The sequence below is a fragment of the Rahnella rivi genome, from assembly GCF_019049655.1.
Taxonomy (GTDB): Bacteria; Pseudomonadota; Gammaproteobacteria; order Enterobacterales; family Enterobacteriaceae; genus Rahnella; species Rahnella rivi.
The window spans coordinates 66,476-91,821 of the sequence record NZ_JAFMOX010000061.1 but is presented as its reverse complement, the minus strand read 5'-3'; the positions used below and the strand labels follow the sequence as shown (position 1 = coordinate 91,821).

Genomic DNA, 25,346 nt, shown 5'->3' with positions numbered 1-25,346 from the left:
GAATCATCATGTCCGAAGCCTTTGATTTATTTGTAAACCGCCCGGCGGAAACTCCCGTTAAGCCGTTGTTCCCGCGCAGGCCGCAGGCGGCCACCGTCGGACACATCAGCATCAGTAACCTGAGCAAATATTACGGCGCGCATAAGGCGCTGGATAACGTCAGCCTGAACATCGAACCGGGGACGGTCACGGTGATCCTCGGCCCCTCCGGCTCCGGCAAATCCACCCTGCTGCGCACCATCAATCATCTCGAACGCGTAGACGAAGGTTTTATTCAGATCGACGGCGAGTACATCGGTTACCGCCGCAAGGGTGACACGCTGTACGAACTGAAAGAGCGCGCCATTCTCAAACAGCGCACTCACGTCGGTTATGTGTTCCAAAATTTCAATTTATTCCCGCACATGACGGTGCTGGATAACATTATCGAAGCGCCGGTGGTGCACGGTTTCCTGAGCCGTAAGCAGGCCATCCTGCGGGCCTATGATCTGCTCGACACCGTTGGCCTGCGCGAAAAAGCCCACGCCTGGCCGCGACATTTGTCCGGCGGCCAGCAGCAACGCATCGCCATTGCGCGTGCGCTGGCACTCAATCCCAAAGTCATGCTGTTCGACGAACCCACCTCCGCCCTTGACCCGGAGCTGGTCGGCGAAGTGCTGGACGTGATTAAAAAACTCGCGCAGTCGGGCGTCACGCTGGTGGTGGTCACCCATGAAATCGGCTTTGCGCGCCAGGTGGCGGATCAGGTGGTGTTTATGGTGGATGGCCGCGTGGTGGAAAGCGGCGCTGCCGCACAGGTACTGGAGCGCCCGGTTCATGCGAGGACCCGGGCTTTCTTAGAAAAGGTGCTTTAAGATTTCCGATTGCACCGGAAGCTGGCAGGAAAGTGCTTTTGCTGTTTTGGATTATGCCCTGCTTTTTCAGCAAGCGCAGTTTACGCACCTGGGCGGCGGCGACAGGCCGCCCCCCAGGCCGGTGTTACCTTGACGTTAAACGTCAGCTTACGGATATACCCCTTTAAACACCGTCTTCTTCCTCGGCTCCGACATAATCTCTTCCAGCGCCTCGACGCACCGGACATAATGCGGGGTTTTCTTATGCGCCAGCACCGCGTCGTTATCCTGATAGGCTTCGTAGATAAAGAACCGCGTCGGTACCGTCTCGTCCTGCAATACATCAAACCGCAGATTTCCCGGCTCCTGCACCGCGCCGAGATGGTTGGCGTGGAATACTTTCAGAAACTCTTCCACCTTCTCCGGCTGAACATTAATTTCGACCAGCGTCACTTCCATGATTCACCCCTTTTCGCTCAGGAACAGTTCATACGCATGCGCCACGCTGGCGTTTTCATGCACCACCGCCTTCACGGCTTTCAGCATGGCGACCGGTGATTCTGACTGGAAGATGTTGCGCCCCATATCGACACCCGATGCGCCCTGATCAATGGCCTTGAAGCACATTTCCAGCGCCTCGCGTTCCGGCAGTTTTTTACCGCCGGCTATCACGATAGGCACCGGGCAGCCCGCCGCGACGCGCTCAAAACCTTCATCAACAAAATAGGTTTTGATGATGTTGGCGCCCATTTCCGCCGCGATGCGGGTCGCCAGCGAGAAGTAACGCTGATCGCGCGCCATGTCGGTCCCGACGCCGGTCACCGCCATGGTCGGCATGCCGTAGCGCATCCCCTGATCGACCAGCTGAATAATATTTTTAATCGACTGATGCTCGTATTCACTGCCGATATACACCTGCGCCGCCATCGCCGTGACGTTCAGGCGCAGCGCATCTTCAATCGCCACCGCCACCGTTTCGTTGGAAAGTTCGGTCAGGATCGAGTTACCGCCGGACGCGCGCATCACCACCGGTTTGTTGACGGCGGCAGGCACCACGCTGCGCAGCACGCCACGGGTACACATCAGCACATCGGTGTGGGCGAACAGCGGCGCAATGTTGATGTCAATGCGTTCAAGGCCGGTCGTCGGGCCCTGAAAATAGCCGTGGTCAAACGCCAGCATGACCGTACGACCGGATTCAGGATTGAAAATCCGCGCCAGCCGCGACTGCATGCCCCAGTCCAGCTGACCGCAGCCTTTAAGAAAGAAGGCGTGATTGTGCTGCGGCGTGCCGATGCCGAAGTTTTTGCCGTCTCTGATGTCATCCAGATCTGCCATTTTCCTGTCTCCTTATCGTCAGAAATCGTATTTACCGATGTTGTCTTTGGTGAAGACCACACGCTCCGGCAGTAACACGATGCCGTTGCCTTTGGCCTCATACTGGTAGCCCTGCACGCTGTTCGGCATCACTTCCACCGTTCCGACGTCCGGTACGTCCAGTTTGTCACCCACGTTAAATTCGCCTTTTTTCAATAAATGGTCGGCCACGTAAACCGAGATTTTGCCCTGACTGACCACGTCCCACAGACCGAACTGTTTCACCGTGCCGCGCTCAACGTACGGGCGCATCACGTTTGGCGTACTGAAGCCGACGATGGTGACGTTGGTGCGTTTGAGGTTTTCCGCTGCCTGTGCAGCAGCCGGTAATGCGTTGGCATCTGGGGCAATAATCGCGTCGAGATCGCCATAAGATTTGAGGATCCCTTCGGCGGTTTGCAGGGATTTGGTGGCGTCGTTATAGCCGTACTGCGTGGTCACGATTTCCCAGCCCGGATGCTCTTTGGCAATTTTGGCTTTCGCCTCTTTCACCCACTGGTTCTGGTCGGTCACCGTCGGGCTGGAATAGAAGAATGCCACTTTGGCTTTTTCTTTTTTCACCTGACTCGCCGTCATCTCCACCAGCAGGGATCCGAGCTGCTGCGGGGTGCCCTGGTTGATGTAAATCGAGCGGCATTCCGGTTTGGTATCGGAATCCCAGGTCAGCACTTTTACGCCGCGCTGCATGGCGCGTTTCAGCGCCGGACACAATCCGTCGGGCGACACCGCCGCGACCACAATCGCGTTGTAGCCCTGATTGACGAAGTTGTTGATCATCTGCACCTGGCCGGAAACGCTCGGTTCGGTCGGGCCGTCGTAGGTCACATCCACGCCCAACGCCTTGCCCGCCGCCGTTGCGCCGTTACCGCCGCTGGTGAAATAACCGACGCCCACCAGTTTAGGAATAAACGCGATACGTTCTGCCGCCTGCGCGCTCAGGCAGGCGAGGCTGACGGCGCTGGCAATTAATACGGTTTTCATTGTGTTGGCTTTCATCATTAACCCCGGCTTATTGAGAAGACGTGACAGAAGAAGAAGGCGCAGACCAACGCTGGCGATAACGCTGGAAAACACTGCGGATAAGACCCCGGTTGAGGCTGGCGGAACGGCCAATCACCACCAGGATAAGCAGCGCACCCGACAGCGCGCTGGAAACCTGACTGGAGACGCCGACCATCTGTAAACCCTGCTGGAGATACCCGATCAGCAGCGTCGCCAGCGCCGTGCCGAGAATGGAACCTGAACCGCCGTAGATATTGGCGCCGCCGAGCACCACGGCGGTGATGGCGGGCATCAGCAAGGCGTTACCGAGATCAGAACGCGCCGAGCCGAAATAAGAGGTCATCAGAATGGCGGCCACTGCCGAGGCCAGACCGGTCATGCCGTAAAGGGCAAACACCGTGCGGCTGACCGGCAGCGCGCCGTAACGCGCCACACGGGCATTCTGACCGATAAGAAACACGTTGCGGCCGGTGCGACTGCGGTGCATCAGCAGCCAGAAAAACAGCGTCGCCAGCAGGAAGATCAGCAGCGGCATGGGTAATCCCAGCACCACCTGATTGGCGAAATTGGTAAAGGCATCCGGGAAATTACCGATGCCTTCGAAACCCGTCGCGCCCGCCAGCCCCGAAAGCAGCAAGGCGCTGCCGCCGAACAGATAGAGCGTTCCAAGCGTGATCACCAGAGGATTGACGCCGGTATAGAGGATCAGCGCCGCGTTGAGTAAACCGCAGGCGGCACCGAGCGCCAGCGTGAGGGCTATCGCCAGCGCCAGCGGCACACCGGCCTGACACAACACGCCGAGCGCGATGGCGCACAGGCCGATGGTGGAACCGAAAGAAATGTCGATGCCACCGCTGACAATCACCAGCGTCAGCGGCAGCGCCACAATGCCGATGGTGATGAAATCACTGGTGCTGAACAGCAGTGTACTGGCGTCCAGCATGCGCGGGTTGGCGAAACCGAACAGCAAGATTTCGGCGATCAGCAACACCAGCAGCGCCGCTTCCCAGCCATATTGTTGAAGTTTGTTCATCACACCACCCCGCTCTTTTTGCCGGTACTTAGCCGTCGGCTGGTATTTTTCGGTTGCTGAGATTTACGTTCAGCAGGTTTCTTTGAAACCGGCGGGCTGGCAGAAAGGAAACGGGCGTATTTCTGGCGGCGCAGGTTTTTCTGCAACGCCTGCCGCAATCTGCCGTCGAACACCAGCACCGCCAGCAACACCACGCCGGCGATGAAATCGTTCCACCAGGCAGGAAGACGTAACAGCACCAGCACGCTGTCAATTTGGGTCAGGAAATAGGCGCCGAGCACCGCGCCGACGATTGAACCGGTGCCGCCGAGCAGGCTGATGCCGCCCAGCACGCAGGCAGCGATGGCTTTCATCTCCAGCCCGCTGCCGGTCTGGTTTGGCACAAAGCCGATTTGCGAAGCGAACACGATCCCGGCGATCGCCGCCATCATGCCGTTGATGCCGAACGCCAGAATGCGCACGCGGTTGACCGCCACGCCGAGCTGCCGTGCGCCCTGTAAGTTGTCGCCGACAGCGTAGAAACTGCGGCCAAAGGCGGTGCGGCTGAGCATCCAGAACATCGCCATAAGTAAAACAATCACCAGCCAGCCCAGTGATGAAACGCTGAGGAACACCGGTTCGGAGAGCGATTTCAGCCCGGCCGGTAAGCCTTCAATCCATTTGCCGCCGGTCATCAGCAGCATCAGCCCGCGGTATAACCCGAGCGTACCGAGCGTGGCGACAATCGCCGGAATACGCAGCCACGCGACCAGCACACCGTTGAATACCCCGGCCAGCAGGCCGGTGCCGAGCGTCAGCAGACAGGCCAGCGGCAGGCTCATGCCGCCGTTGAGCAGCACACCCAGCGTCACGGCGCACAGGCCGGTAATGGAACCCACCGACACGTCAATGTTACGGGTCAGCATCACCACGGTGGCCCCCATCGCCAGCAGCATCAGGATCTGCGCGCTGCCGAAAATCATGCTCAGGGTCTGGAAGCTGAACGACTGGCTGTCCATTGCGCCGAGCAGGGCAAACAGCGCGATAATCGCCATCAGCGCGGTCAGTTCACGATTGTTCTGTATGCGCTTTAGCATGAGGATCCTCCGGTGGCGGCGGTCTGGGGATGATTACCAAACGCGATGTGCATGATGTTATTGACGTTGATGTCCGCCCCGCGCAATTCGCCGCTCAGTTCACCCTGATGCATGACGAACACCCGCCCTGCCAGCGCTTCGATCTCATCCAGATCGGAAGAAATCAGGATCACCGCCACGTTCTGCTCCACCACGTTGCGCAGCAGCTGGTAAATGTCGGCGCGCGCGGACACATCCACGCCCCGCGTTGGTTCATCCACAATCAGCACCGCTGGCTGCGCCTCGAGGCATTTGGCGATCAGCAGTTTTTGCTGATTACCGCCGGAAAGCGTGCGGGCGGTTTGCGCCCCGTCGCGGTATTTAATGCCGAGTGCCCGGTGATAGCGTTCCAGCACTGCGGCTTCGCGTTTGATATTCAGCCACCAGCCCTGACGGTTGAAGGTGAGTGAAGTGGTGTTCCAGCTCAGCGGCGCATCCAGATACAGGCCGGAGGCCTGCCGGTCTTCCGGCAGATACACCAGCCCTTTTTTCAGCCGCTGTAAGGTCGTCAGGCCGCTGATGTCTTGTTGCATCAGCATCACCTGACCGCTTTGCGCGGGGCGCAGGCCATACAGGGTTTCCGCCAGTTCGGTTCGCCCAGCCCCCACCACGCCTGCCAGCCCGACGATTTCCCCGGCGCGGGCGCTGAATGAAATATTGATAAAGCCTTCACCGGTCAGATTCTGCACCTGTAAGACCGGTTCGCTGCCTGCCTGATTACGCCGTGTGCCGGGCAGATCCAGCCACAGTTTTTGTTCTGCGGGCAGCGCGTTCTCCAGGTTTTGCGGGGTGATAGCGCGGATCAGCGCATCGTTGTCGAGGTCAGACAATGTGCCGCTCAGCGCGATATTGCCGTCTCGCATGACGCTGACACGGTTGGCAATCGCGCGGATTTCCGGCAGTTTATGCGAGATAAACACCACGCCGACGCCTTTGTCAGTCAGATGCCTGACCTGGGTAAACAGGCGGGCGGATTCTGCCGGTGTCAGCGAGGCGGTCGGTTCATCAAGGATCAGCAATCGCGCGTCGCGCATCAGACCGCGCAGGATTTCCACCAGTTGCTGATCGGCCACCTCAAGGGTGCCAGCCAGCGCACCGAGCGGCAGGTTGCAGCCCAGCCCGTCCAGCGTGTGTTGCAGTTTTTTCTCGCTGGCCTGCCGGGCGGGTAAGCGAAACAGAATATTTTCCCGCACCGTCAGGCTCGGGAACAGCATCGGCTCCTGCGGCACCAGATAGATGCCCGCCTCATGCGCTTTCGCGGGGGTCATCGCCACCAGCGGTTGCCCCGCGAGCTGCATCTCACCGCTGTCCGCTGTCTCGACGCCGGCAATGATTTTCATCAGCGTTGATTTCCCGGCCCCGTTCCCGCCGAGCAGCGCATGCACTTCCCCGGAGTGCAGGCTGAAACTGATGTCTTTCAGCACGGCGATACCGGAAAAATTTTTGCTGACGCCGCTGACCTGTAAAAGTACAGGCGGGCAACCGGGTGCTGCGGATGAATGTTCGCTGTGCTGCATGCGTCGACCTCGGACTGGATACATTAAGTGAACAAATGTATTTATCATTTAACATTGTTCATAAACCTAGTCTGCGGCGGGGAAGAAAACTTTTGGGTCGATCACAATTTGTTCAACTCATATACTCTGCGATATGATTCAGGCGTCAATCATTTGGAATTTGCCATACACATCACAGTTAACAACATTTCGTTAACGAACAATTGATCTACATTTTGATAAGTGTTCACTATGACTTCTGAAAACGGCACAAAAACGGTCCTGTCCGATTTAACTAATCATCTGGAATTCAGCATGGGTGAAGAGGAACTGCTGGCGCGCACCGCGTGGTTCTATTACCACGACGGCCTGACCCAAAATGAGATTGGTGAACGGCTTGGGCTGACGCGGCTGAAAGTCTCGCGCCTGCTGGAAAAAGGCCGGCAGTCCGGGGTAATCCGGGTGCAAATTAACTCGCGTTTCGAGGGGTGTCTGTCGCTGGAAAACACCCTGCTGGAACGTTTTGACTTGCAGCAAATCCGCGTGCTGCCGCAGCTGGCCGACGGCTCGCTGAGCGCACGGTTGGGCGTCGGCGCGGCGCATATGCTGATGACCCTGCTCAAACCAGAACAGCTGCTGGCGGTAGGGTTTGGCGAAACGGCGATGAGTACGTTGCAACACCTGAGCGGATTTATCTCCTCGCAGCAAATCCGCATGGTGACGCTTTCCGGCGGTGTCGGGCCGTATATGACCGGCATCGGCCAGCTGGATGCCGCCTGCGGGGTCAGCATTATTCCCGCGCCGCTGCGGGCGTCATCCGCCAGCGTGGCCGCGATTTTCCGTCAGGAACGAAACGTTCATGACGTGATGCTGGCAGCCTGCGCCGCCGATATCGCGGTGGTGGGCATTGGTTCGCTGAATCAGAAACAGGAAGCGACCATCCTGCGCTCCGGGTATATCAGCGAAGGCGAACAGTTGTTATTTGGCCGCAAAGGCGCGGTCGGCGACATTCTCGGTTTCTTTATGCAGCGCAGCGGCGAGCTGGCGGAAAATATGGCGATCCACGATGAGCTGATCGCCGTGAAGCCGGACGAACTGGCCAGCATCCCCACCGTGTTAGGCGTGGCGGGCGGTGTCGAGAAAGCCGAGGCCATTGTCGCGGCGCTGAAAGGTAAACGCATTAACGCACTGGTTACTGAAGAGAGCACAGCAAGAGCCATGCTGGCGCTGCTCGGCTGACCCGCAGGGTGTAAGGGGTGTGGCGGTCAGGTAACAGGTGCCCGATAAACCGGCACGGGAGAACCTGGCGATGACCTCAACCCTGAACTCTGACCACGAACGCAGCTATTTAATGGCGCTGGACGCCGGGACCGGCAGTGTCCGCGCGGTGATTTTCAATCTTGAAGGCGAACAGATAGCCGCCGGACAGGCCGAGTGGATCCATCTGGCGGTGCCGGATGTGCCCGGCTCGATGGAATTTGATCTGCAAAAAAACTGGCAGCTGGCCTGCCAGTGTATCCGTCAGGCATTGCAGGAAGCACATCTCCCCGCCTCCGCCATCCGGGCCGTTGCCGCCTGTTCGATGCGCGAAGGCATTGTGCTGTATGACAAATCCGGCGCCCCGATCTGGGCCTGCGCCAACGTGGATGCGCGCGCCAGCCGCGAAGTCTCCGAACTGAAAGAAATCCACGATTTTGAATTTGAACGCGAAGTCTATGAGTGTTCCGGCCAGACGCTGGCACTCAGCGCCATGCCGCGTTTGCTGTGGCTGGCTCATCATCGCCCGGATATCTACCGTCAGGCCGCCACCATCACGATGATCAGCGACTGGCTGGCGTATATGCTCAGCGGCGAACTGGCGGTTGACCCGTCAAATGCCGGCACCACCGGGATGTTAGATCTCACCACCCGTAACTGGCGGCCTGAGTTGCTGGACATGGCCGGTCTGCGTGCCGATATGCTGTCGCCGGTGGCTGAAACCGGCACCCGCCTCGGCTACGTCACCGCCAGCGCCGCCGATGCCTGCGGCCTGAAAGCGGGTACGCCGGTCGGCATGGGCGGCGGCGATGCGCAGCTCGGCACGCTCGGCCTCGGGCTGGTGCGCCCCGGCCAGACCGCCGTACTCGGCGGCACGTTCTGGCAGCAAATCGTCAATTTACCCCAGCCGGTGACCGACCCTGAGATGAATATCCGCGTGAATCCGCACGTCATCCCCGGCATGGCGCAGGCAGAATCCATCAGCTTTTTCACCGGCCTGACCATGCGCTGGTTCCGTGATGCGTTCTGCACCGAAGAGAAAACCCTGGCGCAGCGCCTGGGCGTGGACACTTACAGCCTGCTGGAAGACATGGCCGCCCGCGTGCCGGTCGGTTCGTGGGGCGTGACGCCGGTGTTCTCTGATGCGATGCATTTCAAAAACTGGTATCACGCCGCGCCGTCGTTCATCAATCTCTCCATCGACCCTGAAAAATGCAACAAACCGACGTTGTTCCGCGCACTGGAAGAAAATGCCGCTATCGTCTCGGCCTGTAATCTTGACATGATCGCCGCTTTTTCAGGCGTGCGCGCCAAATCACTGGTGTTTTCCGGTGGCGGTTCGAAGGGGAAATTGTGGTGTCAGATTTTAAGTGACGTTACCGGCGTGCCGGTGAATGTGCCGGTGGTAAAAGAAGCCACGGCGCTGGGCTGCGCGATTGCGGCCGGTGTGGCCGCCGGGGTGTATGCCTCTCTCGCGGATACCGGCGAAGCCCTGGTGCGCTGGGAGCGGGAATATCAGCCGGATGTGGCGAATCATGCAAAATATCTGGTGCAGAAAGCCAACTGGCAGGAAGTGTATGCCGATCAACTGGGGCTGGTTGACCGGCATTTGACGACGTCGATGTGGAAAGCGCCGGGGTTATAAACCGGGGTGATAAAGGGGGAACTGAACGCCCCCTTCGTTTCTGCTTATTTAATTCGCGCCACCGTCTCCAGCTTAACGCTCTGTTTTGCGGCTCTTCCTTTCATTTTTTTCGACCACATGGCGGTCAGGATCGGGACCAGAATCGAGGTCACAATCACCGAGGTGGCGACAAGCGCCGTGGCGGCCGGGGCGACGGCTTTGAATTCCGGCACCATTTCAGCAATCAGCACGGGTGTTGCCACTGCCGCACCGGCGGAGCTGGAGGCGGCGATACCGGCGGTTCCGTCACCCCCTCCGATAAATTTATCTGCCAGCATCAGCGGGATACCGGTCACGACAATCACCGAAAGACCCAGCAGAATACCCAGCAGACCTGTCTGTGCAATCACGGTCAGATTGATGGTGCAACCGAGTGCAAAACCAAAGAACGGGATCAGCGTTTTAATCGCTTTGCCGAAGAATTCACGCAGTTCAGGATCCAGATTCCCCAGGCCAAAACCAATCAGGAAGGGCAGAACGGCACCGACAAAGACGTGCGGTTCAAAAGAGGCGATACCCGCCGTGCCGAGAATGATCATGGTCATCAGCGGGCCAGATTCCAGCGACATCAGAACAAAGGCGCTCGCCTCTTCTTTCGTGCCGTATTGCTCCATCACCGAGGCGTATAAACCGCCGTTAGTCATGTCCATCGCCGCCACCAGCGCCAGCACCGACAGCCCGGCGAAGAAGCCAAACTCGACGCCGTTTTCCGGCATAAAGCGCGAGGCTATTGCCGCCACAATCCAGGCAACAGCGATTTTGGTGATAACCAGCGTGCCGGATTTACGCAGTACGGTACCGGTCGCGCTGATTTTGATGGAGGCACCCATGCAGAAGAACCAGACCGCCAGAATAGGCACCGTGCCGGTCATCAGCCCGTTGGTGAAGGAACCGAAATATTTTCCCGAGTCAGGGGCAAAGGTGTGACACAGCGCGCCGATGAACAGAGGCACCAACATCATGCCGCCGGGGATTCTTTCTATCGCTCTTTTAATGTGCATATTTTCCACCTGATATAAAAGTATTGGATGACGTTATGCCGCTACGTTATCCATTCATCAGGCTTATAAAATTGACCGCAATCATAAAATGAAACGATGTTTCTATTTTTTAGATCAGCGGTTTCATTAATGGCGTTCGTCAATAATTAATTTCGGCGCGAAATCACATTTCCAGCTTTTTTGTACGAAAATTCTTAACCTATGGAAACAAAAAAACCCGCAACAGTGACCTGTGCGGGCGGGGGTGAAACGAAGAGGAAATCAGCCGAGGGAAGTGGTGCCGAAGGCCTGCCGCCAGTCTGCGTCAAACTTTTCTATTGCCGCTTCGACCGCAGGCGTGTTGAGCAGCTGTTCAGCCACGTCCACCGGCAGGGTGATCGACTGGCAGCCTGCCAGCAAACAATCCATCGCCTGACGCGGCGTTCTGAAACTCGCTGCCAGCACTTTGGACTGCGGTGCATGGAGGGTGAGAAGCGTCTGTAACTCTTTGACCATCGCGATGCCGTCACCGCCCTGCGCGTCGACCCGGTTCACATAAGGCGCAACATATTCCGCACCGGCCAGCGCCGATAACAATCCCTGACCCGCGCCGTAAACCGCTGTGCCGAGCGTCGGAATGTTCATCCCTTTCAGCTTTTTAATCGCCGCCAGGCCTTCCCGCGTGACCGGTATTTTCACCACTAAACCCGACACCCGCTGTGAAAGTAACAGAGCTTCAGCGACCATTTGCTCGGCATCTGACGCCATCACCTGTGCAAATAATTTCCCGGTGCCACCCAGCGCATCACGCAGTGCGGGCAGTACGTCCCACAGCGATTTCCCCTCTTTCGCCACAATACTCGGATTGGTGGTCACTCCCTGTAACGGCAGAATGCGTGAAAGACGTTTTACCGCAATGACATCGGCAGTATCGAGATACAGCTCCATAACCCTCTCCTTGAAACCTGTGAGCGAATGCAAAGTTCTGAGAGTGTACGCCTGCAAGCGCAAGGTTTGTTGATCATCATCAAACTGACTTACGAATGAAAGCCTGTAAATTATGAGTGAAGGTTTTTAACCGCGAGAGTGTCCGTATGATTTTCAATGTGCAGCGTTATTCCACTCATGATGGCCCGGGGATCCGCACGGTCGTCTTTCTCAAAGGCTGTTCACTGAGTTGCACCTGGTGTCAGAACCCGGAAAGCCGTGCGGCTGCGCCTGACATTCTGTTCGACGCCCGCCTGTGCAGCGCCGGATGCCAGCACTGTGCGCAGGCATTTCCGCACGCCGTGGCCGTCACGGAGAACGGTATTGAGATCCGTCGGGACGATTTCCTCGCCAGCGATATGTGCCAGATAGAACAGGTTTGCCCGGCCGGTGCGCTGAGCGTGTGCGGAAATAAGGCGGATATCGACGCGCTGATGACGCAGATCCTGCGCGATAAACCTTTTTATCAGCGCACCGGCGGCGGCGTGACGCTTTCCGGCGGAGAACCTTTTATGCAGCCGCACACCGCGCTGACGCTGCTGCAACGTTGCCGTCAGGAAGGGCTGCACACCGCCGTGGAAAGCTGTCTGCATGTGCCGTGGAAATACATCGACCCTTCACTTGGCGCGCTGGACTTGCTGCTGGCCGATCTCAAACATGTCGCCGACGCCCCCTTCCGGCGGCTGACCGGTGGCTCGGCCAGACGGGTGCTGGATAATTTCCGGCGTCTGGCTGCAGCCGGTCAGAGGCTGATTGTGCGCGTTCCGCTGATCCCTGATTTCAACGCAGACCGGGCGTCTGTCCGTCAGATTATCGATTTTGCAGCTGAAGAAACGGGCTGCGAAGCCATCCATTTTTTGCCGTATCACACCCTGGGTATCAATAAATACGTCCTGCTCGGACAACCTTATCTGGCCGCGCGCCAGCCGTTAAATGACCCTGACCTGCTGACATTCGCCGAAGAATACGCCGCAGAAAAAGGGCTTTGTGCACAGTTAAGAGGATAAAAAGAATGACTCAACTGAATCTGAACACCCTTTCCGCCCGTATCCGTGCGCATAAAGAAGCGCTGATCCATATCGTTAAACCGCCGGTCTGTACCGAGCGCGCGCAGCATTACACGCAGGTTTATCAGCAACACGCCGACAAACCGCTGCCGGTTCGCCGCGCGCTGGCGCTGGCCAGACACCTGAGTCAGCGCACCCTCTGGATCAAACATGACGAGCTGATCGTCGGCAATCAGGCCAGCGAAGTGCGCGCCGCGCCGATTTTTCCGGAATACACCGTCGGCTGGATTGAAAATGAAATAGACGCGCTGGCTGACCGTCCGGGGACAGGTTTTGCCGTCAGCCCAGCCAATAAGAAAATCCTGCATGAAATTTGCCCGTGGTGGCGCGGCCAGACGGTGCAGGATCGCTGCTACGGCATGTTCACTGATGAACAAAAAGCGCTGCTCGACAGCGGCATCGTGAAAGCCGAAGGCAATATGACGTCCGGTGATGCCCATCTGGCGGTGAATTTCCCGCTGCTGCTGGAGCTGGGGCTGGACGGGCTGCGTCAGAAAGTCGATGAGCGCCGCAGCCGCATTAATCTGACGGACTGGGAGGATTTGCATAAAGAACAGCTGCTGAAAGCCATTGATATCACCCTGGCGGCGGTCAGCGATCACATCGTCCGCTACGCCAGCCTGGCGCGCGAAATGGCCGCTTCGGAGCCGCGCGAAAGCCGCCGTGCTGAATTGCTGACTATCGCTGCCCACTGCGAGCTGATCGCCCATCAGCCGCCTGAAAGCTTCTGGCAGGCCTTGCAGCTGTGCTATTTCATTCAGCTGATTTTGCAGATTGAATCCAACGGTCACTCGGTGTCGTTTGGCCGCATGGATCAGTATTTGTACCCGTTCTACCGCCGCGATGTTGAGCTGGAGCAGACGCTGGAACGCCATCAGGCGATCGAGTTGCTGCAAAGTTGCTGGCTGAAACTGCTGGAGGTCAATAAGATCCGCTCCGGTACCCACTCGAAAGCGTCAGCGGGCAGCCCGCTGTATCAGAACGTCACCATCGGCGGTCAGAATCTGCATCACGGCGTGCCGTCTGATGCCGTAAATCCCCTTTCCTACGCGGTGCTGGAGTCGTGCGGGCAGCTGCGTTCGACCCAGCCAAACCTGAGCGTGCGCTATCACGCCGGTATGAGTGCCGATTTCCTCGATGCCTGTGTACAGGTGATCCGCTGCGGATTCGGTATGCCCGCCTTCAATAACGATGAGATCGTGATCCCTGAATTCATCAAACTGGGCGTCGAAAAAGAAGATGCTTACGATTATGCCGCCATCGGCTGCATCGAAACCGCGGTCGGCGGAAAATGGGGTTACCGCTGCACCGGCATGAGTTTTATCAACTTTGCCCGCGTCATGCTCGCCGCGCTGGAACAGGGGCAGGACGCGAAAAGCCAAACCTGCTTCCTGCCGCAGGCACGCGGTTTGTCGCAGGGGAATTTCGAGAACTTTGAACAGGTGTTTGCCCAGTGGGATGCGCAGATCCGTTATTACACGCGCAAATCCATCGAAATCGAATGCGTGGTTGATACCGTTCTGGAAGAAAATGCGCAGGATATTCTCTGCTCGGCGCTGGTCGATGACTGCATTGAGCGCGGCAAAACCATCAAACAGGGCGGCGCGAAGTACGACTGGGTATCAGGGTTGCAGGTCGGTATCGCCAATCTGGGGAACAGCCTGGCAGCGGTAAAAAAACTGGTGTTCGATCAGGGTGTGATTGGCCAGCAGGAACTGGCTAAAGCGCTGGCATCAGACTATGAGGGGCTGGACGGTGAGCGTCTGCGTCAGCGTCTGATTAACGGCGCGGAAAAATACGGCAACGATCATGATGACGTGGACCAGCTGCTGGTGCGCGCCTATCAGTGTTACATCGATGAACTGGCAAATTATCACAACACCCGTTTTGGCCGTGGCCCGACTGGCGGCACCTACTACGCGGGGACCTCGTCGATTTCTGCCAACGTGCCCTTTGGTGCGGCCACTCCCGCAACACCGGACGGCAGAAAGGCGTACACTCCGCTGGCAGAAGGCGCGAGCCCGGCATCCGGCACCGACCATCTCGGGCCGACGGCGGTGTTTAATTCGCTGGGTAAATTGCCGACCGCAGCAATACTGGGCGGGGTGTTGCTGAACCAGAAGCTGAATCCGGCCTCGCTGGACAATGAAGGCGACCGCCAGACGTTAATGCTGATGCTGCGCACCTTCTTTGAGGAACATCGTGGCTGGCACGTGCAGTACAATATTGTCTCCCGCGAGACGCTGCTCAAGGCACGCGAAGAGCCGCAAAACTACCGCGATCTGGTGGTGCGCGTTGCCGGTTATTCCGCGTTCTTTACGGCTTTATCGCCTGAGGCGCAGGATGATATTATTGCGCGCACTGAACATACGCTTTGATGTTCTCCTCTGAATTTACCTTTATCGGGGCGGCTGTGGCCGCCCGTATTTCGGGCGATTATGAACGACAGACAACAAGTTATTCTGCAATGGGTAAACGATAAACAGCGGATCAGCGTCAGTGAGTTGTCGGAGATTTGTCAGGTGTCGGAAGTGACCATCCGCCATGATCTGACCCAGCTGGAGCAGCGTGATTATCTGCGTCGTGCGCACGGTTTTGCCGTCGCCATTCAAACCGATGACGTGGATACCCGCATGATGTCGAATTTCGCCCAGAAACAAAAACTGGCCAGGTTCGCGGCATCGTTAATCCGCGACGGTGAAACGGTTTTTTTTGAAAGCGGCAGCAGCATTGCCCTGCTGGCACAGTACCTTTCCGACAAGAAGAATCTGACGGTGATCACCGTCAGCAGCTATGTGGCGTCACTGCTGAAAAGTATGCCGTGCGAGGTGGTGTTACTTGGCGGAATGTATCAGAAAACCAGCCAGACAGTGGTCGGCCCGCTGACCAAAATGTGTCTGCAACAGACCAATTTCAGCAAGGCATTTGTCGGCATTGACGGGTTTACTGAGGCCACCGGATTTACCGGCAGAGATATGTTGCGGGCGGATATTGTCAATGCGGTGATAGCGAAAGGCGCTGAGAACATTGTGCTGACGGACTCGTCGAAGTTCGGCCAGATTAACCTCAATCCGCTCGGGCCGGTCAATGCCTTCAGCCGGGTGATCACAGATGACAAACTGCCGGAAGACTTTCAGCAACAGCTTGCGCTTTCAGGTGTAAAAGTCAGCCTGGTCGGCTGACTTCATCCTGTCTCACTGACCGTAATAGGCGTTCTTGCCGTGTTTGCGTAAATAATGTTTATCCAGTAACTGCGGCTGCATGTCTGGCAGCTGCGGCGTCAGCTGGCGGGAAAAGATGCCCATGTAGGCGATTTCTTCCAGCACGACCGCATTGTGCACCGCGTTATCTGCATCTTTTCCCCAGGTGAACGGCCCGTGAGAATGCACCAGCACGGCCGGGATATCAGCCGGTGACAGGTTGCGTTCGGCGAACGTTTTCACGATCACCTCTCCGGTTTCCCATTCGTAACGCCCGGCAATTTCTGCTTCGGTCATCAGGCGTGTGCAGGGAATATTGCCGTAAAAATAATCCGCGTGCGTGGTGCCCCATGCCGGAATATCAATGCCTGCCTGCGCCCAGATGGTGGCGTGGCGCGAATGGGTATGCACGATGCCGCCCGCCTGCGGGAAATTCAGGTATAACACCCGGTGGGTATCGGTATCGGATGAGGGCTTTTTATTGCCTTCAACCACTTTGCCGGATTCCAGCTCCACCACCACCATGTCATCCACACCCATGTGGTCGTATTCCACGCCGGACGGCTTGATGACCATCAGCCCCTGCTGGCGATCTACCGCGCTGACATTTCCCCAGGTGAAGGTCACCAGATGATGGCGGGGCAGTGCCAGGTTAGCCTCCAGTACCTGCTCTTTCAGTTGTTTCAGCATGTTGGTTCCCTCGTCTGTCGATGACCTATTGTCTGGGCGGCAGGAGGTGGCAGGTATGGGGAAAATCGCTAAAGAGTGCGTACAGTTCTGCTGCAAACACAAAAGTGCCCACAGGGACAGATTTGGATGAAATCTCGCCGCGCTTTAGTCTTTTGTGCTCCGCTCACGCAATGCACTGGTGAATTAAGATTATTCACCTAGTGAATGAATGGTAATTTCACTATTTTAATTCAACGGATGCAAAAGTGCGTCCGGATGATACGAATTATGAATAAAGGTTCGGAACAGCCAGAGAATTTGTAAGTAGCGTGAAGGAATACAAGGTGAATTTCGGTGAGAACGCTGCAACTTACCTATACTTATAAATGATGCTGAACGTTAATCCTTTGAGGAAGATAACTATGATGCTCGTAAATAAACGCGTTGCCAGTATTGCACTGGTTCTGACTCTTGCGATGTCTGTTACCGCCTGCGGTAACTGGTCTAAACGTGACCGTAACACGGCAATTGGTGCCGGTGCCGGTGCACTGGGTGGTGCGGTTCTGACTGATGGCAGTACGTTAGGTACATTAGGTGGCGCAGCAGTCGGTGGTATTGTGGGTCATCAGGTTAGCAAATAAAAACAGAGTCAAAAAACAGAAAGACGCTGCGCTGTTGACCGGCGCAGCATCTCATCACCTTCAGAGTTGATCAGCCGCCCGCCAGTTTGACTTTCATTCCCTTCGCTTCGAGCAATTGTTTGAGCAGGTCGCGTTTATCGCCCTGGATCTCAATCACACCGTCTTTCACTGAACCGCCACAGCCGCACTTCTTCTTCAATTCCGCCGCCAGTTTGTCCAGCGCTGCGTCATCCAGATCAACGCCGGTGATCAGGCACACTCCCTTCCCTTTACGGCCACTGGTCTGACGCTGAATGCGCACAATGCCATCGCCTTTCGGGCGAACGACTGCTGCTTTCGGTTCATCAATCCTGCCGCTGTCTGTTGAATAGACCAGGCGACTGTTGTTGTCGTTGTTCATATCAGCCTCTGCTTAACGCAATGAATCACGGATTTCACGCAGGGTCTGCGCCGGATCGGCGGATTGGGTGATCGGACGACCAATCACCATATAATCCACCCCGGCCGCCATCGCTTCCTGCGGCGTCATCACCCGGCGCTGATCGTCAGCTTTGCTGCCGGCAGGACGGATCCCCGGCGTGACCAGCTGGAATGCACTGCCCAGCGCGCTTTTAAAGCGCGTGGCTTCCTGCGCGGAACAGACCACGCCATCCAGGCCGCAGTTACGGGTCAGGCGAGCCAGACGCTCTGCGTAATCCGCCGGAGAAAGGGTAATGCCTAAATCGGCCAGATCGCTGCCTTCCATGCTGGTCAGAACCGTCACGGCAATCAGCAGTGGCGCATCTTTACCAAAGGGGGCCAGCGCTTCTTTTGCCGCCGTCATCATGCGCGCGCCACCGCTGGCGTGCACATTGACCATCCATACGCCGAGATCGGCAGCCGCGGCCACCGCGTGGGCGGTGGTGTTAGGAATATCGTGGAATTTCAGATCCAGAAATACGTCGAATCCGCGCGACTGCAAATCTTTGACCATCTGCGGCCCGAAGTGAGTGAACATCTCTTTGCCGATTTTCAGACGGCAATCACGGGGATCGATTTTATCTGCAAAGGCGAGCGCCGCAGATTTATCGGCATAATCGAGGGCGACAACAATAGGTGAGGAATTTAAGTCGTTGTTGTTAATCTTATTTTCTGACTTCATGTCTTCAGCCTCTTGTGAGTTATCAAATCTGGAAGGGAAAGCTTAATTTCTGCCGCCCGCATTTTACATGGCAAGACGCTGAATTTACAGCTATGCCTAATGTGACACTTTTATTAAATTTTTGTTAATCACTAGACGATGTCACAAGGCTGGCTTAGCTTGTTACTTTTACACGAAGGAAAGGCAGAAAAATGAGTGAGATAACGACCCTGACCGTAAAAATTCCGGTGGAATTAAAAGAGCTGATCAAGAACGCAGCTGCAGACGCAGAACATTCACTCAGTGCAGAAGTCGCCGCACGTCTGGAGGCAAGTTTTAATCCGGAAGCGCATAAAGGGAAGAAAGCCGCAAAAGCGACCGAACATGACATTGATAATCAGCATCTGGCGGAAGAGTCCGAGCCTGCGCTGACGGCCAAAGAAATCAAGAAATTACGTACGCTGATCAGCGCCCGTAAAGCGAGCAGCAAGAAGAAGTAAATTCAGGTCTGACCGACATAAAAACGGGCAATAAGGTTATTGCCCGTTTAAAAACATTGTTTTGCGTTTATATCGCTACTGCCCGTCCAGCCCGCGAATAGGTTTTATGGTTGCCCAGCCACGACACGACGGGCAATGCCAGTACAACGAATGCGCGGTAAAGCCGCATTTATGGCAACGGTAACGCGGCTTGGTGCGGATCTGTTCGCCGACCATATCCCGCAGTAATCCCAGACTTTCTTTCGCTCGCCCTTCTTCCGCATCCGCCAGATGGTAATCCATCAGATGGTGGAACACGCGCATGGTCGGGTGGCGCTGAAGCTGACGGTTGATGTAGTTCTGCGCCACTTCCCGCCCTTCTTCCTGATGAATGATTTCCGCCAACATCAGTTCAGCCGTGGCACCGGTATTTTCATCCACGCAGCGTTTGAGAAACTCCGCCCAGGCCAGCGTATCCTGCAAATTCTGATAGCACTCCTGCAGCATCGGCAGCGCTTCGCTGACCACTTCTTTGTCCTGCTCAAGCACCCGCTGTAACGCATCGGCGGCTTTGCGATAATCGCCCTGCGCCATCAGAATGCGGCCCTGCATGATCGACACGCGGGCGCAAAGTTTGTCGGCCTGCGCAGCTTTCTTCAGCAGGCCGGTGGCTTTATCAAAATCGTCCGACACCATTGCCTGCAAGGCCAGTTCGCACCAGAAATGCGCGATCTCTTTGCGACGGTTTTCTTTACCCAGTTTCACCAGACGTTCGGCCACATCGATGGCGTTCTGCCAGTCGCTGGTGGCCTGATGAATGATCAGGAGCTGCTCGAGCGCGAAAAGCTGGAAATCCTGCTCTTTCACCAGCTGGTTGAACATGTCCTCGGCGCGATCGTAAAAACCGGCGGTCATGTAGTCACGGCCCAGTTGTTGCACGGCCAGCAGACGTTGTTCGAACGTCAGCGATGCGCTTTCCATCAGGGACTGGTGGATACGTATCGCGCGATCGACTTCGCCACGGGAGCGGAACAGGTTACCCAGAGTCAGGTGCGCTTCGACCGTACTGCTGTCCTCTTTCAACATTTCGAGGAACAGATCGACCGCTTTATCCTGCTGATTGGAAAGCAGGAAGTTAACCCCGGCAACGTATTCACGCGACAGGCGGTTAGCATTTTCCTGTTTGTCCTGCTGAGAACTTCTGCGCCCCATGTACCAGCCATAGGCGGCCGCAACGGGCAACAACAGAAACAGCAGCTCTAACATAAAGGATTATTCCTTGCTGACATCATAAGATGCTGCAGGCGGCGTCACGACAGCCACGGGTTCGATTTGCAGTTCCAGACGTTTGATTTTGCGCTGAGCACGGCCAAGTGAAAGGCGTACACGAAGGTAAAACAATCCGCAGATGACCCATCCCAGAATGAAACCGGTCGCAAACAGCACGGCGAGCAGCGTCGATACGCGATAGTCACCCTGCGCCAGCAAATAGTTGAAGGTCACAGTTTGATCGTTATGCGCGCCTAACGTGATGGAAATCACCACGATGACCAGTAAAAATAAAAAAATCAGCAGATATTTCACATTCATTCCTGTAATGCCGGGTGTACCGGATGAATTATGCCAAAAACTCTCGTCCCGACCTAATAAGTTAGCATTTCTGCACAAAGCTGGGAAACATTGCAGAGGGTTAAAAGAGTAACTGTCTGAAGATCGCACGACTTTTGCGATCGGCGACGTGAACCGGTGAAAACAACATATCAGTGATATGGGGACGATCTGCGTGAAATCAAAGGGGAACGGTAAAAGCCCCCCTCTTTTCAGAAATGCTGTGCGCGTGAAAACAGCCTCAGTCGCGCTCTGCGATGTCCTGATCTTCTGCCGGTGGCGGCGTCAGCGGACCGATGTAACGGTCCGTCAGCCAGCAGGCCAGCGTCACCAAAAGCCAGCTTATCCCCACCGAAGCAATCAAATCGCGCGGCCAGTGCATGCCCAGCATCAGCCGGCTGCCCATCACCACCACCGACCACACCATCAGCGCGGTCACCGTCTTGTAGTGTTTACGGCGCCACAATAGCCCGATACCCAGTAATGCCCAGGTAGCAGCAAACATGGTATGGCCGGACGGGAACGCGTAACCGGTATCTTTCTGCCAGCTTCTGTTCAGCCAGTGCGGGATCTGGACGTTATCGCCGAGCAGTTCTTTCACCTGCTGGCTACGCGCCTTGCGTTTCAGACCGTAAAATTCTTCAACGTTCATCTGATGATCAGTGCCCAGCCAGGCGACGTAAGGGCGTGGCTCGCGCACTTCCTTTTTGATGTACGTCTTGGTGGACTGGCCGATCAGCAGCGCCACAGAAATCATCAGCACCAGCCCGATTGCCGCTTTGAGACGAAAACGCAGGCACCATAAGAACCAGCCGCACAGAATAACCGTGGTCAACACGCCCCAGGGCTGGCTGACGGTTTCGGTCACCCAGTAGAGCGGGAGTAAAATCGCCGGATTGCCGCCGGGGGTCCATAGCCAGCCACTGACCCACACCGCCGCTGGCATGATAAGCAGAAGAAGTGCCCCGAGGGCGGTGCGTTTGGCGATATCAAACATAGTCGTCCTTTCTGTTTTCGTAAAATGCGTAAAAGAGTAGAAGTGTAGCAATGTTGTAATTCTTGCACATTCCTTAAATCCAGGTTGTTGAGGTTACTGTTATAGTTCATAAGTTATGAACTATTTGTTCAAATATTCCCGTCAATGCGCAGGTCAAACTGTGGCAAAATGGTGCCCTGTTGTGAAGGAAAGGCACCGATTCCCTATCCTGACACCGCATCCGCACGTAGGATGCGCATCAATAAGTAAAATACTCACTGTAAATGAAGACAATTTGTGTTTTTTTTGGAGCGTAAAATGCAGCTGAAACGGGTGGCAGAAGCCAATCTGCCGACACCTTGGGGTGATTTCCTGATGGTGGGTTTTGAAGAATTGGCCACCGGGCATGACCACCTGGCGTTAGTTTTTGGTGACATCAGTGGTGAAACGCCCGTTCTGGCACGCGTTCACTCTGAATGCCTGACGGGCGATGCCCTCTTCAGCCTGCGCTGCGACTGCGGTTTTCAGCTCGAAGCAGCGTTAAACGACATCGCCGAAGAAGGTCGCGGCATTCTGATGTATCACCGTCAGGAAGGCCGTAACATCGGTTTGCTGAACAAAATCCGCGCTTACGCCCTGCAGGACAAAGGCTACGACACCGTCGAAGCCAACCACCAGCTCGGTTTTGCCGCCGATGAACGTGACTTCACGCTGTGCGCCGACATGTTCAAATTGCTGGGTGTTGATTCGGTCCGCCTGCTGACCAACAATCCGAAAAAAGTCGAAATTCTGACAGAAGCCGGGATCAACATCGTCGAACGAGTTCCGCTGGTCGTCGGGCGTAACCCGGAAAACGAGCGTTATTTATCGACTAAAGCGGCCAAAATGGGTCATCTGCTCGATAACGATCTGCGCCACAAGTAATTCTGACCGGCAAATATTAAGGGCACCTTATGAAGGTGCCCTTTTTTATGCAGAAAACGCAGTATTAACGCATTTTACCCATCACAACATTTTGCGGATCACGTAATGCAGAATGCCGCCGTTCTGGAAATAGGTCAGTTCGTTGCCGGTATCAATACGGCAGCGGGCGTTGATAGTTTGCGTCTGGCCGTCAGCGAACGCGATCTGCACCGGCACCTCCTGCCCCGGTTTCAGCGTTTGCAGCCCGCTGATGCTGATCTGCTCGTCGCCGGTCAGTTTCAGCGTTTTGCGCGTCACGCCCTGCGGGAACTCGAGCGGTAAAATGCCCATGCCGATCAGGTTAGAACGGTGGATCCGCTCAAAAGATTCGGCGATCACCACGCGCACGCCCAGCAGGCGCGGCCCCTTCGCTGCCCAGTCACGGCTGGAGCCGGAACCATACTCTTTGCCGGCAATCACCGCCGTCGGCACGCTTTCATGCTGATAGCGCATCGCTGCGTCGTAGATGGCAAGCTGTTCCTGCGACGGGATGTGGCGCGTATAGCCGCCCTCCACGTCTGGCACCATTTCGTTGCGGATACGGATGTTGGCAAACGTTCCGCGCATCATCACTTCATGGTTACCGCGTCGGGAGCCGTACGAGTTAAAGGCTTTCGGTTCGACACCGTGGTTTTTCAGATACAGTCCCGCCGGACTGTCGATTTTGATGTTCCCGGCCGGTGAGATGTGATCGGTGGTAACGGAATCCGCCAGAATCGCCAGAATGCGCGCGTCTTTAATATCTTCCACGGCATCCGGTTCAGCCTTCATGTCACTGAAGAACGGCGGATGGCGGATGTAGGTGGAGTCCTCCTGCCAGGTGTAAGTTGGCGTCCCTTCAACCTGAATCGCCTGCCAGCTGGCGTCGCCGTTGAACACTTCGGCATACTCTTTGTGGAACATTTCCGTCGTGACCTGCCCGACGGCAAGCGCGATTTCCGCCGCCGTTGGCCAGATGTCTTTCAGATAAACCGGCTGACCCTGCTGATCTTCACCGAGCGGATCGGTCGTCAGATTGACGTTCATGTTCCCGGCCAGCGCGTAAGCCACCACCAGCGGCGGCGATGCCAGCCAGTTAGTTTTGATCAGCGGATGGATACGCCCCTCAAAATTACGGTTACCCGACAGCACAGCTCCCACCGTTAGATCACCACTTTTGATAGCGGATTCAACAGGCTCAGGCAGCGGGCCCGAGTTACCGATACAGGTGGTACAGCCATAACCCACCAGATTGAAGCGCAATTTTTCCAGATACGGCATCAGCCCGGTGGCATTCAGATAATCGGTCACCACTTTAGAGCCCGGTGCCAGCGAAGTTTTCACCCAGGGTTTACTGGTCAGCCCTTTTTCAGCGGCATTTTTGGCCAGCAGCCCGGCCGCCATCAGTACGCTCGGGTTGGAGGTGTTGGTACAGGAGGTGATTGCCGCAATGACCACCGCGCCGGTGTCCAGCGAGTAATGCTGACCATCAAGAGTGAAACTTTCTTTGTCAGTATGCCCCGGCTTGTTATTGCCCAGTTCCAGTTCGGTGGCGGCTTTGAAGGCTTTTGGCACATCCGGCAGCGCAACGCGGTCTTGCGGACGTTTCGGACCGGCCAGACTCGGCACGACATCGCCCATGTCCAGCGCCAGTGTGCTGGTGAACACAGGCTCATCACCGGCATTGCGCCATAAGCCCTGCGCTTGTGAATAGGCTTTCACCAGTTCGATTTGTTCATCGCTGCGGCCACTGAGTTTCATGTAACCGAGGGTGACGTCATCCACCGGGAAGAACCCGCAGGTTGCACCAAACTCAGGCGACATATTGGCAATGGTCGCGCGATCCGCCAGCGGCAGATCGGCCAGACCGTCGCCAAAGAATTCAACGAATTTACCCACCACGCCATGTTTACGTAGCATCTGCGTGACGGTTAACACCAGATCGGTGGCGGTAATCCCTTCGCGCAGTTTTCCCGTCAGCCTGAAGCCCACGACGTCCGGGATCAGCATGGAAACCGGCTGTCCGAGCATCGCCGCTTCAGCTTCAATACCGCCGCAACCCCAGCCCAGAATGCCCAGGCCGTTGATCATGGTGGTGTGGGAGTCTGTACCGACCAGCGTATCGGGATAAGCCACCGTTTTGCCATTCTGTTCTTCATGCCAGACGGTCTGACCGAGATACTCCAGATTGACCTGGTGACAAATACCGGTGCCCGGCGGCACCACACGGAAACGGTTAAAAGCTTTTTGCCCCCAGCGCAGGAACTGATAACGCTCGTTATTGCGCTCCATTTCCAGCCGGACGTTTTCATCAAACGCCTCTTCATCGCCAAACTCATCCACGGTGACCGAGTGGTCGATAACCAGATCGACCGGCGATAACGGATTCACCTGATCGACATTGCCACCGAGGCGTTTAACAGCCTGACGCATTGCGGCAAGATCCACCACGGCGGGTACCCCGGTGAAATCCTGCATCAGAACGCGTGCCGGACGGTAAGCAATTTCGCGATCGGCGTGGCCGGTTTTTTGCCATTCCACCAGCTGCAGCAAATCATTTTCCGTGACAGTGTCACCGTCAACGTGGCGCAGCAGATTTTCGAGCAGGACTTTAAGAGATTTAGGCAGGCGCTGAATATCACCCAGCGTTTTGGCGGCAAGTGGCAGACTGTAGTAGTGGAACTCCTTACCCTGGACTGCCAGCTTATCCAGACTTCTGTTACGAATATCGGACGACATAGCTTCTCCTTATGCTTCACAGCACCAGCTGGGCGAAAGAGGAATAACCCGCTGGCTTATAAGTGCATATATAAAGATAACACATATTATTGTTAACATTTTGATAACAGCTCAAACGGATCATCCGATAAAAAAAATCCC

The 25,346-nt window shown here is 56.2% G+C and carries 24 protein-coding genes; 9 read left to right on the top strand and 15 right to left on the bottom strand.

Annotated elements, in window-relative coordinates:
* The first annotated feature begins 8 nt into the window (after positions 1-8).
* Positions 9-854, top strand: a complete 846-nt coding sequence (locus tag J1779_RS14535) for an amino acid ABC transporter ATP-binding protein (RefSeq protein ID WP_238485167.1) — start codon at positions 9-11, stop codon at positions 852-854.
* Positions 855-1,001: 147 nt separating this feature from the next.
* Here J1779_RS14535 and lsrG read toward each other — a convergent pair whose 3' ends face one another.
* The 6 genes from lsrG to lsrA are packed head-to-tail and all read right to left on the bottom strand — an operon-like array spanning position 1,002 to position 6,877.
* Entirely contained in the window at positions 1,002-1,292 is a 291-nt protein-coding gene (gene lsrG, locus J1779_RS14530; protein WP_217204075.1) for a (4S)-4-hydroxy-5-phosphonooxypentane-2,3-dione isomerase, read from the bottom strand.
* A 3-nt stretch (positions 1,293-1,295) separates the two neighbouring features.
* On the bottom strand, positions 1,296-2,171 hold the full coding sequence (gene lsrF / locus J1779_RS14525; RefSeq protein WP_122095493.1) for a 3-hydroxy-5-phosphonooxypentane-2,4-dione thiolase: 876 nt from the start codon (positions 2,169-2,171) through the stop codon (positions 1,296-1,298).
* Between the two features lie 18 nt (positions 2,172-2,189).
* Complete coding sequence (gene lsrB / locus J1779_RS14520) at positions 2,190-3,191, bottom strand: autoinducer 2 ABC transporter substrate-binding protein LsrB (RefSeq protein WP_420804209.1); 1,002 nt, start codon at positions 3,189-3,191, stop codon at positions 2,190-2,192.
* A 28-nt stretch (positions 3,192-3,219) separates the two neighbouring features.
* On the bottom strand, positions 3,220-4,245 hold the full coding sequence (gene lsrD / locus J1779_RS14515) for an autoinducer 2 ABC transporter permease LsrD (RefSeq protein WP_217204073.1): 1,026 nt from the start codon (positions 4,243-4,245) through the stop codon (positions 3,220-3,222).
* The gene (gene lsrC, locus J1779_RS14510) at positions 4,245-5,321 is read right to left on the bottom strand and encodes an autoinducer 2 ABC transporter permease LsrC (RefSeq protein WP_217204072.1); all 1,077 of its coding nucleotides are present in this window, start codon (positions 5,319-5,321) and stop codon (positions 4,245-4,247) included. Before lsrC ends, lsrD begins: the two co-directional genes overlap by 1 nt.
* Positions 5,315-6,877 (bottom strand): autoinducer 2 ABC transporter ATP-binding protein LsrA, encoded by a 1,563-nt coding sequence (gene lsrA, locus J1779_RS14505; RefSeq protein ID WP_217204071.1) that lies wholly within the window; start codon positions 6,875-6,877, stop codon positions 5,315-5,317. The genes lsrC and lsrA overlap by 7 nt, the downstream gene beginning before the upstream one ends.
* Before the next feature lie 231 nt (positions 6,878-7,108).
* Between lsrA and lsrR the strand changes: the two genes are divergently transcribed.
* Both lsrR and lsrK read left to right on the top strand, forming a co-directional pair.
* Positions 7,109-8,095: a transcriptional regulator LsrR gene (lsrR, locus tag J1779_RS14500; protein ID WP_056780619.1), complete on the top strand. Its 987-nt coding sequence runs from the start codon at positions 7,109-7,111 to the stop codon at positions 8,093-8,095.
* A gap of 70 nt (positions 8,096-8,165) precedes the next feature.
* Positions 8,166-9,758, top strand: a complete 1,593-nt coding sequence (gene lsrK, locus J1779_RS14495; RefSeq protein WP_168734077.1) for an autoinducer-2 kinase — start codon at positions 8,166-8,168, stop codon at positions 9,756-9,758.
* 44 nt (positions 9,759-9,802) lie between these two features.
* Here the strand turns inward: lsrK and kdgT are convergent, their stop codons facing one another.
* Positions 9,803-10,798: a 2-keto-3-deoxygluconate transporter gene (gene kdgT / locus J1779_RS14490; RefSeq protein ID WP_217204070.1), complete on the bottom strand. Its 996-nt coding sequence runs from the start codon at positions 10,796-10,798 to the stop codon at positions 9,803-9,805.
* Positions 10,799-11,059: 261 nt separating this feature from the next.
* Entirely contained in the window at positions 11,060-11,725 is a 666-nt protein-coding gene (fsa, locus tag J1779_RS14485; protein WP_056780627.1) for a fructose-6-phosphate aldolase, read from the bottom strand.
* Positions 11,726-11,871: 146 nt separating this feature from the next.
* Between fsa and J1779_RS14480 the strand changes: the two genes are divergently transcribed.
* Genes J1779_RS14480 through J1779_RS14470 form a run of 3 tightly spaced genes read left to right on the top strand, consistent with a single transcriptional unit; the run spans position 11,872 to position 16,013 of the window.
* A complete protein-coding gene (locus J1779_RS14480; RefSeq protein ID WP_217204069.1) occupies positions 11,872-12,771 on the top strand; it encodes a glycyl-radical enzyme activating protein in 900 nt (299 codons plus the stop codon).
* Between the two features lie 5 nt (positions 12,772-12,776).
* Positions 12,777-15,209: a formate C-acetyltransferase/glycerol dehydratase family glycyl radical enzyme gene (locus J1779_RS14475; RefSeq protein WP_217204068.1), complete on the top strand. Its 2,433-nt coding sequence runs from the start codon at positions 12,777-12,779 to the stop codon at positions 15,207-15,209.
* 60 nt (positions 15,210-15,269) lie between these two features.
* On the top strand, positions 15,270-16,013 hold the full coding sequence (locus tag J1779_RS14470) for a DeoR/GlpR family DNA-binding transcription regulator (protein WP_122095503.1): 744 nt from the start codon (positions 15,270-15,272) through the stop codon (positions 16,011-16,013).
* Positions 16,014-16,025: 12 nt separating this feature from the next.
* Here the strand turns inward: J1779_RS14470 and araD are convergent, their stop codons facing one another.
* Complete coding sequence (gene araD, locus J1779_RS14465) at positions 16,026-16,721, bottom strand: L-ribulose-5-phosphate 4-epimerase (RefSeq protein ID WP_217204067.1); 696 nt, start codon at positions 16,719-16,721, stop codon at positions 16,026-16,028.
* A 401-nt stretch (positions 16,722-17,122) separates the two neighbouring features.
* Between araD and osmB the strand changes: the two genes are divergently transcribed.
* A complete protein-coding gene (gene osmB, locus J1779_RS14460; RefSeq protein ID WP_056780657.1) occupies positions 17,123-17,341 on the top strand; it encodes an osmotically-inducible lipoprotein OsmB in 219 nt (72 codons plus the stop codon).
* Between the two features lie 70 nt (positions 17,342-17,411).
* Here the strand turns inward: osmB and yciH are convergent, their stop codons facing one another.
* The gene (gene yciH / locus J1779_RS14455; protein ID WP_056780660.1) at positions 17,412-17,741 is read right to left on the bottom strand and encodes a stress response translation initiation inhibitor YciH; all 330 of its coding nucleotides are present in this window, start codon (positions 17,739-17,741) and stop codon (positions 17,412-17,414) included.
* 12 nt (positions 17,742-17,753) lie between these two features.
* On the bottom strand, positions 17,754-18,482 hold the full coding sequence (gene pyrF, locus J1779_RS14450) for an orotidine-5'-phosphate decarboxylase (protein WP_217204066.1): 729 nt from the start codon (positions 18,480-18,482) through the stop codon (positions 17,754-17,756).
* Positions 18,483-18,673: 191 nt separating this feature from the next.
* Between pyrF and J1779_RS14445 the strand changes: the two genes are divergently transcribed.
* Entirely contained in the window at positions 18,674-18,961 is a 288-nt protein-coding gene (locus tag J1779_RS14445; protein ID WP_056780668.1) for a hypothetical protein, read from the top strand.
* A 75-nt stretch (positions 18,962-19,036) separates the two neighbouring features.
* Here J1779_RS14445 and lapB read toward each other — a convergent pair whose 3' ends face one another.
* The 3 genes from lapB to pgpB all read right to left on the bottom strand — a co-directional run bounded on the left by lapB (position 19,037) and on the right by pgpB (position 21,545).
* Positions 19,037-20,206 (bottom strand): lipopolysaccharide assembly protein LapB, encoded by a 1,170-nt coding sequence (lapB, locus tag J1779_RS14440; RefSeq protein WP_056780671.1) that lies wholly within the window; start codon positions 20,204-20,206, stop codon positions 19,037-19,039.
* A 6-nt stretch (positions 20,207-20,212) separates the two neighbouring features.
* Positions 20,213-20,524 carry a LapA family protein gene (locus J1779_RS14435; protein ID WP_056781019.1) on the bottom strand — a complete coding sequence of 104 codons (312 nt, stop codon included), beginning with the start codon at positions 20,522-20,524 and terminating at the stop codon, positions 20,213-20,215.
* A gap of 265 nt (positions 20,525-20,789) precedes the next feature.
* Positions 20,790-21,545: a phosphatidylglycerophosphatase B gene (gene pgpB, locus J1779_RS14430; RefSeq protein ID WP_136375330.1), complete on the bottom strand. Its 756-nt coding sequence runs from the start codon at positions 21,543-21,545 to the stop codon at positions 20,790-20,792.
* A 297-nt stretch (positions 21,546-21,842) separates the two neighbouring features.
* Between pgpB and ribA the strand changes: the two genes are divergently transcribed.
* The gene (gene ribA / locus J1779_RS14425) at positions 21,843-22,448 is read left to right on the top strand and encodes a GTP cyclohydrolase II (protein ID WP_056780679.1); all 606 of its coding nucleotides are present in this window, start codon (positions 21,843-21,845) and stop codon (positions 22,446-22,448) included.
* A gap of 81 nt (positions 22,449-22,529) precedes the next feature.
* Here the strand turns inward: ribA and acnA are convergent, their stop codons facing one another.
* A complete protein-coding gene (acnA, locus tag J1779_RS14420; RefSeq protein WP_217204065.1) occupies positions 22,530-25,205 on the bottom strand; it encodes an aconitate hydratase AcnA in 2,676 nt (891 codons plus the stop codon).
* Positions 25,206-25,346 lie beyond the last annotated feature (141 nt).

Bases quoted from the DNA above. Each gene is read 5' to 3' on its own strand.
- lsrA (WP_217204071.1), bottom strand. From the start codon at position 6,877: ATGCAGCACAGCGAACATTCATCCGCAGCACCCGGTTGCCCGCCTGTA.
- pyrF (WP_217204066.1), bottom strand. From the start codon at position 18,482: ATGAAGTCAGAAAATAAGATTAACAACAACGACTTAAATTCCTCACCT.
- yciH (WP_056780660.1), bottom strand. From the start codon at position 17,741: ATGAACAACGACAACAACAGTCGCCTGGTCTATTCAACAGACAGCGGC.
- lsrB (WP_420804209.1), bottom strand. From the start codon at position 3,191: ATGAAAACCGTATTAATTGCCAGCGCCGTCAGCCTCGCCTGCCTGAGC.
- J1779_RS14535 (WP_238485167.1), top strand. From the start codon at position 9: ATGTCCGAAGCCTTTGATTTATTTGTAAACCGCCCGGCGGAAACTCCC.
- lsrC (WP_217204072.1), bottom strand. From the start codon at position 5,321: ATGCTAAAGCGCATACAGAACAATCGTGAACTGACCGCGCTGATGGCG.
- kdgT (WP_217204070.1), bottom strand. From the start codon at position 10,798: ATGCACATTAAAAGAGCGATAGAAAGAATCCCCGGCGGCATGATGTTG.
- J1779_RS14445 (WP_056780668.1), top strand. From the start codon at position 18,674: ATGAGTGAGATAACGACCCTGACCGTAAAAATTCCGGTGGAATTAAAA.
- J1779_RS14480 (WP_217204069.1), top strand. From the start codon at position 11,872: ATGATTTTCAATGTGCAGCGTTATTCCACTCATGATGGCCCGGGGATC.
- araD (WP_217204067.1), bottom strand. From the start codon at position 16,721: ATGCTGAAACAACTGAAAGAGCAGGTACTGGAGGCTAACCTGGCACTG.
- J1779_RS14470 (WP_122095503.1), top strand. From the start codon at position 15,270: ATGAACGACAGACAACAAGTTATTCTGCAATGGGTAAACGATAAACAG.
- pgpB (WP_136375330.1), bottom strand. From the start codon at position 21,545: ATGTTTGATATCGCCAAACGCACCGCCCTCGGGGCACTTCTTCTGCTT.
- lsrR (WP_056780619.1), top strand. From the start codon at position 7,109: ATGACTTCTGAAAACGGCACAAAAACGGTCCTGTCCGATTTAACTAAT.
- J1779_RS14475 (WP_217204068.1), top strand. From the start codon at position 12,777: ATGACTCAACTGAATCTGAACACCCTTTCCGCCCGTATCCGTGCGCAT.
- osmB (WP_056780657.1), top strand. From the start codon at position 17,123: ATGATGCTCGTAAATAAACGCGTTGCCAGTATTGCACTGGTTCTGACT.
- lsrG (WP_217204075.1), bottom strand. From the start codon at position 1,292: ATGGAAGTGACGCTGGTCGAAATTAATGTTCAGCCGGAGAAGGTGGAA.
- lsrF (WP_122095493.1), bottom strand. From the start codon at position 2,171: ATGGCAGATCTGGATGACATCAGAGACGGCAAAAACTTCGGCATCGGC.
- ribA (WP_056780679.1), top strand. From the start codon at position 21,843: ATGCAGCTGAAACGGGTGGCAGAAGCCAATCTGCCGACACCTTGGGGT.
- lsrK (WP_168734077.1), top strand. From the start codon at position 8,166: ATGACCTCAACCCTGAACTCTGACCACGAACGCAGCTATTTAATGGCG.
- acnA (WP_217204065.1), bottom strand. From the start codon at position 25,205: ATGTCGTCCGATATTCGTAACAGAAGTCTGGATAAGCTGGCAGTCCAG.
- fsa (WP_056780627.1), bottom strand. From the start codon at position 11,725: ATGGAGCTGTATCTCGATACTGCCGATGTCATTGCGGTAAAACGTCTT.
- lsrD (WP_217204073.1), bottom strand. From the start codon at position 4,245: ATGAACAAACTTCAACAATATGGCTGGGAAGCGGCGCTGCTGGTGTTG.
- lapB (WP_056780671.1), bottom strand. From the start codon at position 20,206: ATGTTAGAGCTGCTGTTTCTGTTGTTGCCCGTTGCGGCCGCCTATGGC.